This window comes from Cellulomonas sp. FA1 (genome assembly GCF_000986825.1).
Lineage (GTDB): Bacteria > Actinomycetota > Actinomycetes > Actinomycetales > Cellulomonadaceae > Cellulomonas > Cellulomonas iranensis.
On sequence record NZ_LBMY01000001.1, the window covers coordinates 615,318 to 633,141 of the forward strand.

Consider the following 17,824-nt stretch of genomic DNA (forward strand, 5'->3'; position numbering starts at 1 on the left):
GGCGCTCAGTTGTCGGGCACGTCGGGCGGCGGCGGGCCGTCCGCCGGGACCACGGGGTCGAGCGCCGCGAACAGCTGCACACCCGTGCCCAGGCCGCACGCGAGCAGCTGCGCGAGCTGCAGGTCGGTGACGCCCTGCTCGAGGTCCGCCGAGACCTCGGCGTACACCGCGAGCTCGCCCTCCTCCTCGCGGACGTACGCCTTGGGCCAGATGCGCTCGCGGTTCCAGTCGTTGATGGCCAGCGCGACCGCGCGGCGCTGCTCGACCGGCAGCGTGCGGTGCCAGCGTCCGCGCACCTGCAGGATCTCGGACTGCTCGCCGAGCAGCAGGAACCAGAACCGGCTGCCGTCCCACGTGCCGGTGAGGTCGCCGTCCTCGTCGATCACGAACCGGTACCCGCGCCCCAGCAGGTAGTCCGCGACGCGGTCGCGCGTCAGGGGCTGCGGCGGCTCGTCGTCCTGGGGGCGCGTCTTCGTGGGCTTGGGCAGCCCGCCGAGCACGCGCAGCAGCCATCCCGGGGCGCTCACGGGGCCGTCCCCGCGGGGTCGGGGTACCGCTCGTCGAGCGCGTCGAACAGCATGCTGCCCGTCGACAGGCCGCAGAACAGCAGCTGGCTGAGCTGGGCGTCCGTCGCGCCGTGCTCGAGGTCCGTCGCGACCTCGGAGACCACGTGCACGCGCCCGTTGTCGCGCACGCGCGCGTACGCCTTGGGCCAGATCCGCTCGGCGTTCCACTCGTTGCACAGGTCGAGCACCTCCTCGAGGCGCTCGATCGCGAGCTCGCGGTGCCACTGCCCGCGGACCTGGAGGATCTCGGACTGCTCCCCGAACAGGAAGAAGTAGAAGAGCCGTCCGCGCCACAGCCCCCCGAGGTCGCCGTCGTTGTCGACGAAGTAGGAGAACTGGTTGTCGGACATCCACGACGCGATGCGCGCGGGGGACACGGGTGCCGGTGCCCGGGTCGCCGCGTCGGCGCCGCCGAGCTCGCGCACGAGCAGCTCGGACACGCGGTCGTGCAGCTCGCGGTCGTCGACGGAGCTCGCGTCGCGCACGGGTGCGGGACGCGTACGAGCCCTCCAGCGCGCAGCGCGCAGACGGAACCACCCCATGCGGCCGACCCTACCTGGCACCGCCGACGACGCGCGGGGCGGGGCGCCGGTCGCGGACGTGGCACGCGTTACGGTCGGTCCGTGCTCGCCGCCGCCCTCGTCCCCGACACCGTGCTGCTGCTGCCGGGTGCCGCCGGCCGCGGCCCCGACGAGGCCGCGCTGCGCGCGCTGCGCGCCGCCGCCGGCGAGGTCGTGGCGGACGCGGTGGCGGGTGCCGAACGCGTCGTGGTGGTCGCCCCGGGCGCGCGCGACCGCGCGCTGACCGGCGACGTCCCGCTCGGCGCCGGTGCGGCGGGCGTGCCGGACCACCTGCTGCGGGAGCCCGTGCCGACCGTGCGGCTGCGCCCGGCCCCCGGTGCGCCGGACGCCGCGGTCGGCGGCGCCGCGACCGGGACGGTCGTCGGGCTGTGGCTCGCGCTCGCGGCGGGTACGCGGGCCGAGCGGCTGCACGCGGTCGAGGTCGCCCCCGGGCCCGCGGGTGCGCTGCGAGCGCTCGGCGCCGCGCTGGGCGCCGACCCGTCGACCGCCCTCGTCGTGGTCGGGTCCGGGTCGGCACGCCACGGCGACGACGCCCCCCTGCCCGGCGACCCGCGCGCCGACGACCTGGACGACGCCCTGCTGCGCGCGCTCGCGGACGGTGCGGGACCCGCGCGTCGCGCGCTGGCCGCGCTCGACCCGGCGACCGCCGCGGCGCTCGCGGTGACGGGCTGGGCACCCTGGCAGGTGCTGGTGGGCGCGCTCGACGCCCGCGCGGCGACGGCGCGCGACGAGGGGCCCGCACCCGAGGTGCGGCTGGCGACGGTCTGGCGCGGCGCGGCCCACGCCGCCGTGCTGTGGCGGGCCGCGTCGTGACCCTCGTCGTGGCGCTCGTCGGCCCCACGGCGACCGGCAAGTCGGACCTCGCGCTCGAGCTCGCCCTCGCGCTGGGGGGCGAGGTCGTCAACACCGACGCGATGCAGCTGTACCGCGGCATGGACGTCGGCACGGCCAAGCTCGCGCCCGCCGAGCGGCGCGGCGTGCCCCACCACCTGCTCGACGTGCTCGACCCGCGCGACGAGGCCTCGGTCGCGGACTACCAGGTGCAGGCGCGCGCGGTGCTCGCCGACCTGGCGCGCCGCGGCGTGCGCGCCGTCGCGGTGGGCGGGTCGGGGCTGTACGTGCGCGCGCTGCTCGACCGCATGGAGTTCCCCGGCACGGACGTGGCGGTGCGCGCCGCGCTCGAGGAGCGCGTCGAGACCGAGGGGGCGCGCGCGCTGCACGCCGAGCTCGCGGCCGTCGACCCGGCGGCCGCCGAGAGCATCGGCCCGCGCAACGCCCGCCGGCTCGTGCGCGCGCTCGAGGTCGTGACGCTCACCGGGCGGCCGTACTCCGCGAGCCTGCCGCGGCACGAGTACGAGGTGCCCGCGGTGCAGATCGGGCTGGACTGCGACCGCGCGGCCCTCGACGAGCGCATCGCGCGGCGCGTCGAGCGCATGTGGGACGCGGGTCTGCTGGACGAGGTGCGCGCGCTCGCCGCCCACGGGCTGGGTCGCACGGCGTCCCGCGCGGTCGGCTACGCGCAGGCGCTCGCCGAGCTCGCGGGCGAGCTCGACGGCGCGCAGGCGCGCGCCGCGACCGCCGCGGGCACGCGCCGGCTCGCCCGCAAGCAGATGGGCTGGTTCGGCCGGGACCCCCGCGTCACGTGGCTCGACGCCCGGGACCCGGACCTCGTGGCGCGCGCGCTCGACGTGGTCGCGGCGGCCGACGCCGGGCGGCTGGACGCCCCCGTGGTCGACGCGCCCGTCCGCCGTACGCTGGGGTCGTGACCGCCACGACCACCGCCACGCCGACCGCCGCCCCGCCGGCCGGACGCCTGGTCGCCACGAAGGGCCACGGCACGCAGAACGACTTCGTGCTGCTCGACGACCGCGACGGCGCGCTCGACCTCACGCCCGCGCTCGTGCGTGCGCTGTGCGAGCGGCGTGCGGGCGTCGGCGGTGACGGCGTGATCCGGCTCGTCGCGACCGCGCACGTCGACGACGCCCCCGCCGCGGCGCGCGCCGCGCGCTGGTTCATGGACTACCGCAACGCCGACGGGTCGGTCGCGCAGATGTGCGGCAACGGCGTGCGGGTGTTCGCGGCGTACGCGCAGCGCCTGGGGCTGTGGGACCCGGCGGCGGGCCCGCTCGACGTCGGCACCCGCGCCGGGCTGCGGACGGTCGCGCAGGTGCCCGCCGACGTCGGAGCGGGGCCGTGGTTCGCGGTCGGCATGGGGGCCGTGACGCTGCCCGGCGGTGCGTCCGCGGTGTCCGACGGCGGTGACGCGCACGTCGACGTCGCGGGCCTCGCGGTCACGCGGCCGGGCCTGTCGGTCGACGTCGGCAACCCGCACACGGTGGTCGTGCTCGCGGACGGCGCCGACCTCGCGCGCGCCGACCTCACGACCGCTCCCGAGGTCGCTCCCGTGCCGCACGACGGCACCAACGTCGAGCTCGTCGTGCCGCTGGGCGAGGAGGCCGGACCCGACGGTCACCCGCGGGGGCACGTGCGCATGCGCGTGCACGAGCGCGGCGTGGGGGAGACCCGGTCGTGCGGCACGGGGGCGGTCGCCGCGGCCGCCGCGGTCCGCGCGTGGGGCGGGGACCAGGCGCCGGACGTGTGGCTCGTCGACGTGCCGGGCGGCACGGTGCGCGTCACGCTGCACGCCGACGGGCGGGCCGAGCTCGCCGGCCCCGCGACGCTCGTCGCCGAGCTGGACGTCGACCTGGCCGCGCTGCCCGCGTGACCGAGCCGCTGACGCTCACGGCGCACGACCTCGGCGGGCCGCGGGGGGAGCGGGCGACGCTCCTGCAGGTGTCGACCGCGTTCTGCGCGCCGTGCCGCGCGACGCGTCGCGTGCTCGCGCGTGTGGCAGGTTCGGTGCCCGGTGTGCGGCACGTCGAGGTCGACGTCGCGGACGCGCCCGGGCTCGCGGCCGCGCTGCGGGTCGTGAGCACCCCGACCGTCGTCGTGCTCGACGCCGACGGGCGGGTCGTGACGCGGGCCGAGGGCGTGCCGACGCCGGCTCAGGTGCTGGGTGCGCTCGCGGCGGCGCTGCCCCCGGCCGTGAGCGGGGACGCCGCTGCGGTCGGCGGCGGCGCGTCCGACCCCGCGGGCGACGGTCCCGCCGGCGGGGTGGCCGCACCGGGTGTCGGCCGGCGCTCGGTCGGCGGCACGCCGACGCGCGGCGCGACGGCCGCGGCGCCGAGCGCGAGCAGCGCCGTCAGGGCGAACGCCGCGACGAACGGCCCAGGCCCGACGTAGCCGTCGCCGCCGCCCACCGACACGACGACGACACCCGTCAGCGCGAGCGCGAGCGACGCACCCACGGAGTCGCCGATGTTGTGGGCGGCGGAGTTGCGGCCCTGGTCCTGCGGGGCCGACCAGCCCAGCACGAGGACGTTGAGCCGTGACGACGCCATGCCCATGCCGGCGCCCGCGGCGGTCCACACCGCGACGACCGCCCACGCGGGCAGGCCCAGCAGGGTGACGACCGTCGCCCCGACCACGGCGACCGCCACGAGCGCCGTGCCCAGCCGCACCGCGGTGCGGCTGGGCAGGCGGTGCCCGAGGCGCCCCTGGACGATCGACGACGCCGACCAGGCGAGCGCGGCGGTCGAGAGCCCGAGCCCGCTCGCGGACGTCGACCACCCGTCCCGGTCGACCAGCAGGTACGGCACGTACACCTGGGCGCCGAAGAACGCGCCCGACACCAGCACGCGCGTCGTGATCACGGACGGCAGGCCGGCCCGCGCGCGCAGCGTGCCGCGCGGCAGCAGCGGGCGGGCCGCGGCGAGCGCTGCGACGGCCGCGACCACGGCGACCGGCGCGGACCACGCGCGCGGCAGCTGTGCGGCGACGTTGAGGGCCAGCACGGCGGCCGCGACGAGCACGGCCCACAGGACGCGCCGGGCGGCGTCGTCACGGCCCGCGGGCGGGGCCTCGCGCGTCGCCGGCGACCCCTCGGCCGGGTCGGCGCGGGCGGGGTCGTGCCGTGCCGGGCCCAGGCCGCGGACGGCGCCCAGCAGCGGCACGGTCGCCGGCACGACGAGCAGCGCGACGCCGAGGAACACCCAGCGCCAGCCGGCGAGCTCGGCGAGGAACCCGGCGACCGCGGGCCCGACGATCGACGGCAGCACCCACGCGGTCGAGAACCACGCGAACACGCGCGGGTGCAGCACCGCGGGGTAGGCGCGCGCGACCGCCACCAGCAGCGTGACGTTGACGACGCCGCCGCCGAGGCCCTGCGCGAGCCGCCCGGCGACGAGCACGGGCATGCTCGTCGCGGCGCCCGCGACCACGAGCCCGGCGACGAACACGAGCGTTCCAGCGGCGAACGGCGCGGCCGGTCCGCGACGGTCCGCCCACGCACCCGCGACGACCATGCCCACGACCCCGGTCGCGAGCGGGCCGGCGAACGCGAACGCGTACAGCGCGCGCCCGTCGAGGACGGCCGCGACCTCGGGCATCACGGTCGTCACCGCGAACGACTCGAACGCGACCAGCACGACGAGCGCGAACATCGCGAGCGACGTCGTGCGGCGGGCGCGCCAGAGCGCGTCGGGCGAGGCCGGCGCGTCGGGCGAGGCCGGCCCGTCGGTCGTCGTCCCGCTGCCGTCGACGCTCCCGCTCACGGCGCGACCCGCAGCACGCGGAAGCCCTTGGCGCTCGCCTCGCGGGACGTGGGCAGGCCGGCCTCCTGCGTGAGCCAGCGCTGCAGCGGGTCGGCGCCGAGGTTCTTGCCCACCACGAGCCACGCGTCGCCGCCCGGCGCCAGCCGGGGCAGCCAGCGGCGCAGCAGGTCGTGCAGCGCGGGCTTGCCGACGCGCACGGGCGGGTTCGACCAGCACGTCGCGAAGCGCACGTCGTCCGGCACGTCGTCGGGCAGCGCCGCGACCACGTTGCCGAGGCCGAGGCGCGCGGCGTTGCGGCGCACGAGGTCGAGCGCGCGCTCGTTGACGTCGACCGCCCACACGCGCGCGTCGGGCGACGTGAGCGCGAGCGTCAGCGCGATCGGCCCCCAGCCGCACCCGAGGTCCAGCAGGTCGCCCGCGGCGGGCGGCTGCGGCACGGTGCGCAGCAGCACCTGCGTGCCGAGGTCGACGTGGTCGGGGGAGAAGACGCCGCCCGCGGTCTCGACCTCGACGTCGCGGCCGGCCAGGCGCACGTGCCGCGTGCGGCGCTGCTCGGCGGAGGCCGGACGGGCCGTGAAGTAGTGCTCACCCTGCGGGACGTCGGTGCCGGTCACCCGCCGAGGCTAGCGGCCGGGCCGCGCTGTGCCCGCAGCGAAATCCCGTCGCGGCGCTCGTACGTGCGTGCGATCCTGGACACACCCCGATCCCGGACGAGAGGCCCCGCGTGGACGACCGAGAGCACACCACCGACGTGACGCCGCAGGCGTCGGCGCGCAGCGCGCAGGAGGTGGCCGACGACGTCGTCGCACGGGTGCTCGCACGGGCCGGGACCGCTCTGCAGGCGGGCGGCACCGACCACACGACGTTCGACGGCGACCAGCTGGACCTCGAGGAGCGCACGTCGCTGCGGCGCGTGGCGAACCTGTCGACCGAGCTCGAGGACGTCACCGAGGTCGAGTACCGCCAGCTGCGCCTCGAGAAGGTCGTGCTCGTGGGCCTGTGGGGCGCAGGCACGGCCGAGGAGGCCGAGATCTCGCTGCGCGAGCTCGCGGCGCTCGCCGAGACGGCGGGCTCGCAGGTGCTCGACGGCCTGCTGCAGCGCCGTCGGACGCCCGACCCGGGCACGTTCCTCGGCTCGGGCAAGGCCGCCGAGCTCGCGACCGTGGTCGCGGCGGTCGGCGCCGACACGGTCGTCGTCGACGGCGAGCTCGCGCCCTCGCAGCGTCGCGCGCTCGAGGACGTCGTCAAGGTCAAGGTCGTCGACCGGACCGCGCTGATCCTCGACATCTTCGCGCAGCACGCGAAGTCCCGTGAGGGCAAGGCGCAGGTCGAGCTCGCGCAGCTCGAGTACCTGCTGCCGCGCCTGCGCGGCTGGGGCGAGTCCATGAGCCGGCAGGCGGGCGGACAGGTCGGCGGCGCGGGAGCGGGCATGGGCTCGCGCGGCCCGGGCGAGACGAAGATCGAGCTCGACCGTCGGCGCATCCGCAACCGCATGGCCAAGCTGCGCCGCGAGATCGCGGCGATGGCGCCCGCGCGCGAGACCAAGCGCGCGTCGCGGCGGCGCAACGCGATCCCGTCGGTCGCGATCGCCGGGTACACCAACGCCGGCAAGTCGTCGCTGCTGAACCGGCTGACGCACGCGGGCGTGCTCGTCGAGAACGCGCTGTTCGCGACCCTCGACCCGACCGTGCGCCGGGCGGAGACCACCGACGGGCGCGTCTACACGCTGGCCGACACGGTCGGGTTCGTGCGCGCGCTGCCGCACCAGCTGGTCGAGGCGTTCCGCTCGACGCTCGAGGAGGTCGCCGACGCCGACCTCATCCTGCACGTCGTCGACGCGGCGCACCCCGACCCCGAGGGGCAGATCGCGGCCGTGCGCCACGTGTTCGCCGACATCCCGGGCGCGATGGACGTGCCCGAGATCATCGTGCTCAACAAGGCGGACCTCGCGACGCCCGAGGCGGTCGCGCGGCTGCGCTCGCGCGAGGTGCACTCGGTCGTGGTGTCCGCGCACACGGGCGAGGGCGTGGCCGAGCTGCAGGAGCTCATCGCCGACCAGCTGCCGCGTCCGGGCGTGAGCGTCGACCTGGTCGTGCCGTACTCGCGCGGCGACCTCGTCAGCCGCGTGCACGAGCACGGCGACATCGACCACGAGGAGCACACGCCCGACGGCACGCTGCTGCGGGCGCGCGTCGACGAGAGCCTCGCGGCCGAGCTCGAGGCGGCGTCCCGCACGGCGTGAGCCCGCGGTGCGCCGACGTGACGCGACCCCGGCACGTCGGTGCGCCGCGACGCCCGCGCGGGACGCCTAGGGTCGAGGGGTGCTGCCCACCGACCTGGACCTGCTGACCACCCCCGGCGCGCCCGCGCTGCTGCCCGACGGCTCGGCGGCCGTCGTCGCCGTGACCCGGCCCGACCTGGCCGCGGACGCCTACCGCGGCGAGCTGTGGCTCGTGCCGCTCGACGCGCACGACGACGCCGCGGGCACGGGCTCCGCGCGTCGCCTCACGCACGGCCACCGCGACGCCGAGCCCGAGGTGTCGCCCGACGGCCGGTGGGTCGCGTTCACGCGCGCGCCCCTGACCGGGGGGCCGGGTCAGGTGCACGTGCTGCCGCTCGCGGGCGGTGAGCCCGCGCGACTCACCGACGCGCCGCTGGGCGCCGCGTCGCCGCGCTGGTCGCCCGACGGCACCCGCCTCGCCTTCACGGCGCGCGCGCCCGAGGCCGGGCGCTACCTGCCCGGCGGCGACCCGTCCGCCGAGGCACCCCGGCACATCACGACGTTCTCCTACCGCGAGGACGGCGCCGGGTTCGTGTCCGACCGCCCGCGGCACGTGCACGTGCTCGACGTGCCCGCCGACCCGGGCGGGGCGCCCGACGTGCCCGCGGCCGTGGCGCTCACCTCGGGTCCGCTCGAGGTCACCGACGCCGCCTGGGCCCCGGACGGCCTGGCGCTCGTCGCGACGTGCGCGCGGCACGCGACGCGCGAGCGCGACGTGCGCCGGGACGCGGTGCTCGTCGCCGCGCCGCGCGGCGCGACGGGGCCGGCGGCGGTCGTGCCGCTGACCGACGCCGACGCGGGCAGCACGCTGCGCGTCGACGCCGTGCGGGTCGACGGCGACACGCTGTGGCTGCTCGCCGCGGACCTCGGGCCGGACGGGACGGACACGGTCGCGGCCCTCACGGGCCTCTTCCGGGCGCCCCTGACGGGCGCCGGCGCCGCGCTGCGGACGGCCGCGACGCCCGAGCGGCTCACCGACGCCGAGCGCACCGACCTCGGCGGCGTCCTCCACCCGACGCGCGGCGGCGTGCTCGTGACGCTCGAGGACCGTGGCGCCGTCGTCCTCGCGCACGTGGCCGCGGACGGCACCACGACGCGCCTGCTGGACGCGCCGCACGTCGTGCTCGGCGCCGCGGCCGTCGTCCACGACGGCGACCTGCGCATCGTCGCGAGCGCCGCGACCCCGACGAGCGCCGGAGCCCTGCTGCGCGTCGACGACGACGGCCGGGTCCTCGCCGACTGGTCCGGCCCGCTGCGCGCGACCGGCCGCACGGTGCTGCCGACGCCCCTGACGGCCACGTCGCCCGACGGCTACGAGGTGCACGGCTGGCTCGCGCTGCCCGACCCCGCGCGCCACGGCGCGGGTCCGCACCCGACGCTGCTGATGATCCACGGCGGCCCGTTCGCGCAGTACACGCACGCGCTGTTCGACGAGGTGCAGGTGCTCACGGGCGCGGGCTACGCGGTCGTGCTCGGCAACCCCCGCGGGTCCTCCGGCCGGGGGCGCGCGCACGGCCGCGCGATCCGGCAGGCGATGGGCACGGTCGACGCCGACGACGTGCTCGCGCTGCTCGACGCCGCGCTCGAGGCCCACCCGCAGGAGCTCGACGCGGCACGTGTCGGCGTCCTCGGCGGGTCGTACGGCGGCTACCTCACGGCGTGGCTGACGACGCGCACCGACCGGTTCGCCGCCGCCGTCGTCGAGCGGGGGTTCCTCGACCCCGTGAGCTTCACGGGGTCGGCGGACATCGGCTGGTGGTTCGGGCTGGAGTACGTCGGCGACCACGCGGTCGACCCGGCCGCGGTGGCCGCGCAGTCGCCCATGGCGCACGTCGGGCGGGTCACGACCCCCACGCTGGTCGTCCACTCGGAGCAGGACTGGCGCTGCCCCGTCGAGCAGGGGCAGCGCTGGTACGTCGAGCTGCGCCGCCGCGGCGTCGAGGCCGAGCTGCTGCTGTTCCCCGGCGAGGGGCACGAGCTGTCCCGCTCGGGGCGGCCGACGCACCGGCGCGCGCGGTTCGAGCACCTGATCGACTGGTGGGCGCGGCACCTGCCCGTCGGCGGCTGAGCCCGGGGCGTGCCGACCCGCCAGGTCGCGGGTGCCGGGGGTGTCGGGGGCCGCGACTACGCTGTCGCGGTGCCCGACCCCGACCCGACCCCTCGCCCGGCCGCCCCGGCGCAGGGCACGTCGGCCGTGACCGCACCCGGCCGCGACGCGCAGGAGGTCGCCGAGGTCGGCGAGCTGCTCGACCTCGCGGTCGGTGCGCTGGGCGGCGGTCGCCGCGAGGGTCAGCACACCATGGCCGTCGCGGTCGCCGAGTCGCTGCGCACGGGTGAGCACCTGCTGGTCCAGGCGGGCACCGGCACGGGCAAGTCGCTGGGCTACCTCGTGCCGGCGGTGCGGCACGCGGTCCGCGCGGACGAGCGCGTCGTCGTCTCGACCGCGACGCTCGCGCTGCAGCGGCAGGTGCTGACGCGCGACCTCCCGCTCGTCACCACCGCGCTGGCGTCCCACCTGCCGCGGCAGGCGCAGATCGCGCTGCTCAAGGGCTGGCACAACTACCTGTGCGTCCACAAGGTCGCGGGGGGCTACCCGTCCGACGAGCAGGGCACGCTGTTCGACGTCCCCGAGCGGCCGGGCGCCGCGGAGCACCCGCCCGAGGAGACCGAGTCCGGGCGCGAGTCCCTCGGCGACCAGGTCGTGCGCCTGCGCGAGTGGGCCGAGGAGACGACCACGGGCGACCGCGACGACCTCGTCCCCGGCGTCTCCGACCGCGCGTGGCGGCAGGTCTCCGTGACCGCCATGGAGTGCCTCGGCGGGCAGTGCCCGATGCTCGCGCAGTGCTTCCCGGAGGCCGCACGCGCGCGGTCGCGCGAGGCCGACGTCGTCGTCACGAACCACGCGATGCTCGGCATCGCGGCCTCGGGGTCCCCGAACGTGCTGCCCGAGCACCAGGTGATCGTCGTCGACGAGGCGCACGAGCTCGCCGACCGCGTGACCGCGCAGGCCACCGCGGAGCTGTCGCTGCCGACCATCGAGCACGCCGCGCGGCTGGCCCGCCGGCACGGCGGCGTGCCCACCACCGACGTCGACACCGCCGGCCAGCACCTCGCGAGCGTCATCGTCCCGCTGCCCGAGGGGCGCTTCCCCCAGGGGCTCCCCGAGGACGTCCGCACCGCTGTCGCGACCGTCCGCGACGCCGCGCGCACCATGCTCACGGCGCTCAAGCCCGAGGGCGGGTCGCGCGACGCGGCCGACGGCGGCCGCAAGATGGCGACCTCGGCCATGCTCGCGCTGTTCGAGGTCGCCGAGCGCATGGCCGCCGACCCCGAGCAGAACGCCGCGACCGTGCTGTGGTGCGCGCGCGGCGAGGACCGCCGCGGCGTCCCGACGACCCGCCTGCACGCCGCCCCGCTCGCGGTGGCGGGCCTGGTGCGGACGCACCTGCTGGCCGGCCGCTCGGGGGTGCTGACGTCGGCGACCCTGACGCTCGGCGGGTCGTTCGACGCGACCGCGCGCGCCGTCGGCCTCGTGCAGCGCCCCGACGCCGCACCCGTCGGTCCGACCACGCTCGAGGGCGCGCATGACGAGTCCGTCGCCGGCGCGACGGAGCCGACGGGGACGGCGAGCCGCGCGTCCTCCGCGGCCGCGGTCCCGGCGACGGGCGACCGACCCCGGCGCCCCGAGGCCGACGAGCCGCCGCGCTGGCGCGGGCTCGACGTCGGCAGCCCGTTCGACTACCCGCGGCAGGGCATCTGCTACGTCGCCAGGCGACTGCCGCCGCCGGGCCGCGAACCGGCCACGGAGGCGCAGCTCGACGAGATCGCCACCCTCGTCGAGGCGGCCGGCGGGCGCACGCTCGGCCTGTTCACGTCGCGTCGTGCCGCGACCGTCGCGGCCGAGGCGATGCGCGAGCGGCTCGACGTGCCCGTGCTGCTGCAGGGCGACGACCAGCTGCCCACGCTCGTCGCGCGCTTCGCGGCCGACGAGCCGACCTGCCTGTTCGGCACGCTCTCGCTGTGGCAGGGCGTCGACGTGCCCGGCCCGGCGTGCCGGCTCGTCGTGATCGACCGCATCCCGTTCCCGCGGCCCGACGACCCGGTGCGGTCCGCGCGCTCCGACGCGGTCGCGCGAGCCGGCGGCAACGGCTTCATGTCGGTGTCCGCGACGCACGCGGCGCTGCTGCTCGCGCAGGGTGCGGGCCGGCTCGTGCGGTCCTCGCAGGACCGCGGCGTCGTCGCCGTGCTCGACCCGCGGCTCGCCACGGCGCGGTACGGCGAGTACCTGCAGCGGTCGATGCCGCCGTTCTGGCGCACCACGGACCGCGACGTCGTGGTCTCCGCGCTACGTCGGCTCGCCGGATCCGACTAGCCTCGTGCAGGGGAGGTGCCGCACCGGGCGGGCCCGTCCCGCACCACCGGTTCCGCGCCCGTGACGAGGGGAAACGACCATGGTCGACGCCATCGAGGGCGACGAGTACGCCTTCAGCCCGACGCCGTCCGTGCCGCGGCGCACGTCCAAGCTCGGGATCGTGGGGGCGGGTGCGGTCGGCTCGACCATGGCCTACGCGGCGCTCATGCGCGGCGCGGCGCGCACGGTCGCGCTGCTCGACGTCAACAAGGCGAAGGTCGAGGCCGAGGTCCTCGACCTCTCGCACGGCATCCAGTTCATGTCGATGGCCGAGGTCATGGGCTCCGACGACGTGTCGGTCATGGCCGACTGCGACGTCGTCATGTTCACCGCGGGTGCCAAGCAGAAGCCGGGGCAGTCGCGGCTGGACCTCGCGGAGGCGACGATCTCGCTCGTGCAGAAGGTGCTGCCGGGCATCGTCGAGGTCGCGCCGAACGCGGTCTACGTCATGGTGACCAACCCGGTCGACGTCGTCACGTACGCGGCGCTCAAGATCTCGGGCCTGCCGCCGTCGCAGCTGTTCGGCTCGGGCACGGTGCTCGACTCCTCGCGCCTGCGCTACCTCATCGCGCGCCACACGGGCGTCGCGGTGCAGAACGTCCACGCGTACGTCGCGGGCGAGCACGGGGACACCGAGCTGCCGCTGTGGAGCTCGGCGACGATCGGTTCCGTCCCGATCCTCGAGTGGGCGAGCGGTGACGGCGGGCCGCTGACGCGCGAGGTGCGCGACGCGATCGCGCGCGAGGTCGTCGAGTCCGCCTACCGGATCATCGAGGGCAAGGGTGCGACGAACTACGCGATCGCGCTCGCGGGGTCGCGCATCATCGAGGCCGTGCTCAAGGACGAGCGCCGCATCCTGCCCGTGTCGTCGCTGCTCGACGGCTATCTCGGCATGTCCGACGTGTGCCTCAGCGTGCCGTCGATCGTCGGGTCGTCGGGCGTGCGCGAGCGGCTCGAGGTGCCGATGTCCTCCGACGAGCTGATGGGCATGCGCCGCTCGGCGGAGGCCGTGCGCTCCGTCGCCCGGCGGTTCGGCTTCTGACGAGGTCGGCGTGCGACGAGGGCCGGACGGGGACTCCCGTCCGGCCCTCGTGCCGTCCGCGGTCGCGGGAGCGTCAGTGGTGGCGCAGCGCGTCGATGAGCTCGCCCTTGCGCATGCGTGACCGACCCTCGACGCCGATCTCCGCGGCGCGGCGGCGCAGGTCCTCGACCGTCCACTCCTCGTAGTCGCGCGAGCGCCCGCCGGACCGGCCGACGGACGACCGCCCGCGTGCCGCCGCCGCGTTCGCGATCCGCGCGGCCTTCTCCTTGCTGCTGCCCTCGTCGCGCAACGACTCGTAGAGCTCGGGGTCCTTGACGCTGGGGCCGGGGTCACGTCGTGCGGGCATGCGGCGCCTCCTCACCGGTGACGGCGCCGGCGGCTCCGGCACCGGCGACCAGCGTCGCGCGGCGGGCAGCGCCCCGCACGCGGTCGGCGTCACAACGCGCGCAGCACGCTCACGACCCGGCCCAGCACGGTCGCGCCGTCGCCGTCGATGGGGGAGTAGGCGGCGTTGTGCGGCAGCAGCCACACGTGGCCGTCGACCCGCTTGAGCGTCTTGACCGTCGCCTCGCCGTCGATCATCGCCGCGACGATCTCGCCGTTCTCGGCGACGGGCTGCCGGCGGACGACCACCCAGTCGCCGTCGCAGATGGCGGCGTCGACCATCGAGTCGCCCGCGACCTTGAGCAGGAAGAGCTCACCCTCGCCGACGAGCTGGCGAGGCAGCGGGAAGACGTCCTCCACCACCTGCTCGGCGAGGATGGGGCCACCAGCGGCGATGCGCCCGACGACGGGGACGTACGAGGGCGTCGGGGCGCCGTCGCGCTCCGCGGCGTCGCCGTCGCCGAGCGCCACGCCCGCGCGGTCGCCGAGCGCCGTGACGGTCCGCGCGTCGTCGGGCTGCACGACCTCCATCGCGCGCGGCCGGTTCGGGTCGCGGCGCAGGTAGCCCTTGCGCTCGAGCGCGGTCAGCTGGTGCTTGACGCTCGAGGGACTGGTCAGCCCGACCGCGTCGCCGATCTCGCGCATGCTCGGCGGGTACCCCCGCCGCTCGACCGAGGACCGGATGGTCTCGAGCACGAGCCGCTGCCGGGACGTGAGGCCGTCGCCCGGGACCTCCGCGACCTCGGGCGCCGCGGTCCCCGCGGCGCGCGTCCGGTCGGTGCCCGTCGTCGAGCGCTCCTGCACGTCCACTGCGCCTCCTGCTGTCGCGTCGGCGCGGGCCGGGGGGCGCGCGCCCAGCGTCGCCCCGCCGCGTCGAGGCCCGGACCCGCTGGTGGTGCGGGAACGGCGCCCCTGCGCACCGACGTCGCCCGGGGGAGATGTCGGTGGTCGGTGGTGCACTCGCTGCAGCAGCCACCCTAGGCGGGCGGCCCGGGCGGATCAAACATCTGTTCGAGCGTGTCTCGACGGATGTCGGTCGGCTCTGGTAGACATCGTACAGACGTTCGACGAACAGACGTTCGAATCCGAGCGGCACCCCGGAGGCCGGGGTCCGGCGGCGAGAGGGGTACGGCATGAGTGCGATCACCATCGCTCCCGGCGCGTTCCGGGGTGGGCGGGCGTCCTCGACGGCTGCGCCGCGGCGCCCCGCACCGCGCGCCGAGGCTCCTCTGCGCCTGACGGTGCGCGGTCGAGTCGTCGTGTGGGGCCTGGGCCTGCTGGTCGCCGCGGGTGCGGGAGGGGTCGCCGTCTCGGCGCACGCCGACGGTCCTCGGTCGGCGATGGAGGTCGAGCGCGTGGTCGTGGCGCCCGGGCAGACGCTGTGGGGCATCGCGTCGGAGGTCGCCGCGCCCGGTGAGGACGTCAGGGACGTGGTGCTGCGCCTGCAGCGGCTGAACGAGCTGCCGTCGGCCGGGCTCACGGCTGGGCAGACGCTCGTCGTGCCCGTGGGCTGACCGTGGACGCGGGTTGTCAGTGCCGACGCCTCCGGCTAGGTTAGCCTTACCTCATTCGGCAGGCTGGGGGGCCAGCCGGAGGTGTGTGCGGCGACCCGGCGCGTCCGGGTCCGCCAGCGCGCAGCAGCAGGTGGCGCCGAGGCGAGTCGGCGCCACGAAGGGACGGGGGCGTCCCGGCGAGGGTGGCCGTCGCACGGCGGCCGCCCTCGCGCTGCCGAGGCACGCGATGTTGCAGTTGCGCCTGCGACGTCCTACCGTCGCGTGCGTCCGTCCGGCGCGTGTCGTGGCGGGCGCCGTCCCGTGATCGGCAACGCCGAGAGGTTCGTTGTGCACTGTCCCTTCTGCCGGCACCCCGACTCGCGCGTGGTGGACTCCCGCACGTCCGACGACGGGTCCTCGATCCGTCGGCGGCGCCAGTGCCCCAGCTGCCAGCGGCGGTTCACGACCATCGAGACCGCGAGCCTGTCCGTCGTCAAGCGCTCCGGCGCGACCGAGCCGTTCAGCCGCACCAAGATCGCGAACGGCGTCCGCAAGGCCTGCCAGGGTCGGCCCGTGAGCGAGGACGACCTCGCGCTGCTCGCGCAGAAGGTCGAGGAGAACCTGCGGACCGCGGGCTCGGCCGAGATCGACGCCGGCGACATCGGCCTGGCGATCCTGGGCCCGCTGCGCGAGCTCGACGAGGTCGCGTACCTGCGGTTCGCGTCCGTCTACCAGGCGTTCGACTCGCTCGACGACTTCGAGTCGGCGATCCGCACGCTGCGCGCCGAACGAGCCGAGACGGCGGCCGGTACCCCGCAGGCCGCGGCGGTGACCACGGCCGAGGGCTGATCCGGCCGAGCCGGCCCGCCCGAGGCCGGTCGCACCAAACCGTTTGGCGTCGGGCCCTCGCGTCCACCACGCTGGGGGAGCCCGACGACCACGTCGCGAGAGCGGAGGACCATCGCATGACGCAGGACGAGAAGCCGTCGGCAGTGAGCGACGAGACCAGGGAGAAGTTCCGCGAGGCGCTCGAGCGCAAGAGGTCGAGCGGCCACCGGACGGCCGACGGGGGCCGGAACACCGGGGCCGTGCACGGGTCGGAGACCGCCGGGCCCGTGCAGCGGCGCTTCCAGCGCAAGTCCGGCTCCGCCTGACACCACGCACGACGAGGGCCGCGCAGCACGTGCTGCGCGGCCCTCGTCGTGCGTGCGGCCCGGGGCGGGCGGGCGCTCGCCGACGGACGTCAGTCGAGCAGGCGCAGCCGCAGCGACTCGGGTCGCTCGGTGAGCGCGGCGGCGACGGCCGCGGGCACGGGCGACGCGACGTCCGTGACCACGTAGCCCAGCTCGCCGCGCGTCGCGAGCAGCTGGCCCTCGATGTTGACGCCGTGCTCGGCGAGCGTCGCGTTGATGGTCGCCAGCACGCCCGGCACGTTGCGGTGCAGGTACGCGACGCGGTGCGCGTCGGGGCGCTGGTCGAGCGCGAGGTTCGGCAGGTTCACGGACAGGTTCGTCGAGCCCGTCGCGAGGTAGTCGCGCACCTTGTGCGCCACGAACTGGCCGATGGCCTCCTGGGCCTCCTCGGTCGAGCCGCCCGTGTGAGGCGTGAGGATGACGTTGGGCAGGCCCTGCAGCTCGGAGACGAACGGGTCGCCCTTGCGCTTGGGCTCCTCGGGGAAGACGTCGACCGCCGCTCCCGCCACGTGACCGGCGAGCACGGCGTCGCGCAGCGCGGCGTAGTCGACGACGAACCCGCGCGACAGGTTGAGGAAGATCGCACCCGGCTTCATGCGGGCGATCTGCTTGGCGCCGAACATGCCGGCGTTGCCGGCGCGGCCGTCGACGTGCAGCGTCACGACGTCGGCGGTCTCGAGCAGCTCGTCGAGCGTGCGCATGCGACGCGCGTTGCCGAGCGCGAGCTTCTCGGCAGTGTCGTAGAAGACCACCGACATACCGAGGTTCTCGGCGAGGACCGACAGCTGCGTGCCGATGTTGCCGTAGCCGATGATGCCCAGCGTGCGTCCGCGGACCTCGTGCGCACCGGTGGCGGACTTGTTCCAGACGCCCGCGTGCATCTCCTTGTCCAGCACCGTCTGGCGCCGCGTCAGCGAGATGATGTCGGCGATCGCGATCTCCACGACCGAGCGCGTGTTGGAGAACGGCGCGTTGAACACGGCGATGCCGCGCCCGGCCGCCGCGTGCAGGTCGACCTGGTTGGTGCCGATGCAGAACGCGCCGACGACCTCGAGGTCGCGCGCGGCGGCCAGCACGTCGGCCGACACCTGGGTCTTGGAACGGATCCCCAGGACCTGCACGCCGGACAGGGCCTCGGCGAGCTCGTCCTCGTCGAGCGCGCCGGTCCGCGTCACGACGTCGAAGCCCGCGGACTCGAGGATGGTCCGGGCGTGGGGGTGGAGGTTCTCGAGCAGCAGCGCGGTAGGCACGCCCCATGGT

Annotated in this window: 17 protein-coding genes; 10 read left to right on the top strand and 7 right to left on the bottom strand. The window is 76.5% G+C overall.

Going from position 1 to position 17,824, the window contains the following annotated elements; genetic code table 11:
• Nucleotides 1-5 precede the first annotated feature (5 nt).
• The gene (locus GY42_RS02705) at nt 6-527 is read right to left on the bottom strand and encodes a YbjN domain-containing protein (RefSeq protein ID WP_046528155.1); all 522 of its coding nucleotides are present in this window, start codon (nt 525-527) and stop codon (nt 6-8) included.
• Nucleotides 524-1,108: a YbjN domain-containing protein gene (locus GY42_RS02710; RefSeq protein WP_046528156.1), complete on the bottom strand. Its 585-nt coding sequence runs from the start codon at nt 1,106-1,108 to the stop codon at nt 524-526. The genes GY42_RS02705 and GY42_RS02710 overlap by 4 nt, the downstream gene beginning before the upstream one ends.
• Before the next feature lie 81 nt (nt 1,109-1,189).
• On the opposite strand from GY42_RS02710, the gene GY42_RS02715 reads away from it, so the two are divergent.
• The 3 genes from GY42_RS02715 to dapF are packed head-to-tail and all read left to right on the top strand — an operon-like array spanning nt 1,190 to nt 3,872.
• On the top strand, nt 1,190-1,960 hold the full coding sequence (locus GY42_RS02715; RefSeq protein ID WP_052748180.1) for a hypothetical protein: 771 nt from the start codon (nt 1,190-1,192) through the stop codon (nt 1,958-1,960).
• Complete coding sequence (miaA, locus tag GY42_RS02720; protein ID WP_046530462.1) at nt 1,957-2,913, top strand: tRNA (adenosine(37)-N6)-dimethylallyltransferase MiaA; 957 nt, start codon at nt 1,957-1,959, stop codon at nt 2,911-2,913. Before GY42_RS02715 ends, miaA begins: the two co-directional genes overlap by 4 nt.
• Nucleotides 2,910-3,872 carry a diaminopimelate epimerase gene (gene dapF, locus GY42_RS02725; RefSeq protein ID WP_046528157.1) on the top strand — a complete coding sequence of 321 codons (963 nt, stop codon included), beginning with the start codon at nt 2,910-2,912 and terminating at the stop codon, nt 3,870-3,872. The genes miaA and dapF overlap by 4 nt, the downstream gene beginning before the upstream one ends.
• Nucleotides 3,873-4,152: 280 nt before the next feature.
• On the opposite strand, the gene GY42_RS02730 is transcribed toward dapF, so the two are convergent.
• Nucleotides 4,153-5,760, bottom strand: a complete 1,608-nt coding sequence (locus tag GY42_RS02730; protein WP_046528158.1) for an MFS transporter — start codon at nt 5,758-5,760, stop codon at nt 4,153-4,155.
• On the bottom strand, nt 5,757-6,374 hold the full coding sequence (locus GY42_RS02735; RefSeq protein WP_046528159.1) for a class I SAM-dependent methyltransferase: 618 nt from the start codon (nt 6,372-6,374) through the stop codon (nt 5,757-5,759). Before GY42_RS02735 ends, GY42_RS02730 begins: the two co-directional genes overlap by 4 nt.
• 110 nt (nt 6,375-6,484) lie before the next feature.
• Here GY42_RS02735 and hflX point away from each other — a divergent pair, with 110 nt between their 5' ends.
• The 4 genes from hflX (at nt 6,485) to GY42_RS02755 (ending at nt 13,494) form a co-directional block, all read left to right on the top strand.
• On the top strand, nt 6,485-8,002 hold the full coding sequence (gene hflX, locus GY42_RS02740; protein WP_046528160.1) for a GTPase HflX: 1,518 nt from the start codon (nt 6,485-6,487) through the stop codon (nt 8,000-8,002).
• A gap of 79 nt (nt 8,003-8,081) precedes the next feature.
• The gene (locus tag GY42_RS02745; RefSeq protein WP_046528161.1) at nt 8,082-10,109 is read left to right on the top strand and encodes a S9 family peptidase; all 2,028 of its coding nucleotides are present in this window, start codon (nt 8,082-8,084) and stop codon (nt 10,107-10,109) included.
• Between the two features lie 69 nt (nt 10,110-10,178).
• Nucleotides 10,179-12,413, top strand: coding sequence for an ATP-dependent DNA helicase (locus GY42_RS02750; protein WP_082131677.1), 2,235 nt, complete (start codon nt 10,179-10,181; stop codon nt 12,411-12,413).
• 79 nt (nt 12,414-12,492) lie between these two features.
• Nucleotides 12,493-13,494, top strand: coding sequence for an L-lactate dehydrogenase (locus GY42_RS02755; RefSeq protein ID WP_046528162.1), 1,002 nt, complete (start codon nt 12,493-12,495; stop codon nt 13,492-13,494).
• Nucleotides 13,495-13,567: 73 nt separating this feature from the next.
• On the opposite strand, the gene GY42_RS02760 is transcribed toward GY42_RS02755, so the two are convergent.
• Both GY42_RS02760 and lexA read right to left on the bottom strand, forming a co-directional pair.
• Nucleotides 13,568-13,840 carry a Rho termination factor N-terminal domain-containing protein gene (locus GY42_RS02760; RefSeq protein ID WP_046528163.1) on the bottom strand — a complete coding sequence of 91 codons (273 nt, stop codon included), beginning with the start codon at nt 13,838-13,840 and terminating at the stop codon, nt 13,568-13,570.
• An 89-nt stretch (nt 13,841-13,929) separates the two neighbouring features.
• Complete coding sequence (gene lexA, locus GY42_RS02765) at nt 13,930-14,688, bottom strand: transcriptional repressor LexA (RefSeq protein ID WP_046528164.1); 759 nt, start codon at nt 14,686-14,688, stop codon at nt 13,930-13,932.
• Nucleotides 14,689-15,011: 323 nt separating this feature from the next.
• Between lexA and GY42_RS02770 the strand changes: the two genes are divergently transcribed.
• The 3 genes from GY42_RS02770 (at nt 15,012) to GY42_RS02780 (ending at nt 16,525) form a co-directional block, all read left to right on the top strand.
• Entirely contained in the window at nt 15,012-15,392 is a 381-nt protein-coding gene (locus GY42_RS02770) for a LysM peptidoglycan-binding domain-containing protein (RefSeq protein ID WP_046528165.1), read from the top strand.
• Between the two features lie 327 nt (nt 15,393-15,719).
• Nucleotides 15,720-16,220: a transcriptional regulator NrdR gene (gene nrdR / locus GY42_RS02775; protein WP_046528166.1), complete on the top strand. Its 501-nt coding sequence runs from the start codon at nt 15,720-15,722 to the stop codon at nt 16,218-16,220.
• A gap of 116 nt (nt 16,221-16,336) precedes the next feature.
• Nucleotides 16,337-16,525, top strand: a complete 189-nt coding sequence (locus tag GY42_RS02780; protein WP_046528167.1) for a DUF5302 domain-containing protein — start codon at nt 16,337-16,339, stop codon at nt 16,523-16,525.
• Nucleotides 16,526-16,614: 89 nt separating this feature from the next.
• Here GY42_RS02780 and serA read toward each other — a convergent pair whose 3' ends face one another.
• Entirely contained in the window at nt 16,615-17,814 is a 1,200-nt protein-coding gene (serA, locus tag GY42_RS02785; RefSeq protein WP_046528168.1) for a phosphoglycerate dehydrogenase, read from the bottom strand.
• Nucleotides 17,815-17,824: the final 10 nt, after the last annotated feature.

Excerpts from the sequence above, each read along its gene's own strand:
- GY42_RS02710 (WP_046528156.1), bottom strand. The coding sequence starts at position 1,108 with ATGGGGTGGTTCCGTCTGCGCGCTGCGCGCTGGAGGGCTCGTACGCGT.
- GY42_RS02755 (WP_046528162.1), top strand. The coding sequence starts at position 12,493 with ATGGTCGACGCCATCGAGGGCGACGAGTACGCCTTCAGCCCGACGCCG.
- GY42_RS02760 (WP_046528163.1), bottom strand. The coding sequence starts at position 13,840 with ATGCCCGCACGACGTGACCCCGGCCCCAGCGTCAAGGACCCCGAGCTC.
- GY42_RS02770 (WP_046528165.1), top strand. The coding sequence starts at position 15,012 with ATGAGTGCGATCACCATCGCTCCCGGCGCGTTCCGGGGTGGGCGGGCG.
- GY42_RS02780 (WP_046528167.1), top strand. The coding sequence starts at position 16,337 with ATGACGCAGGACGAGAAGCCGTCGGCAGTGAGCGACGAGACCAGGGAG.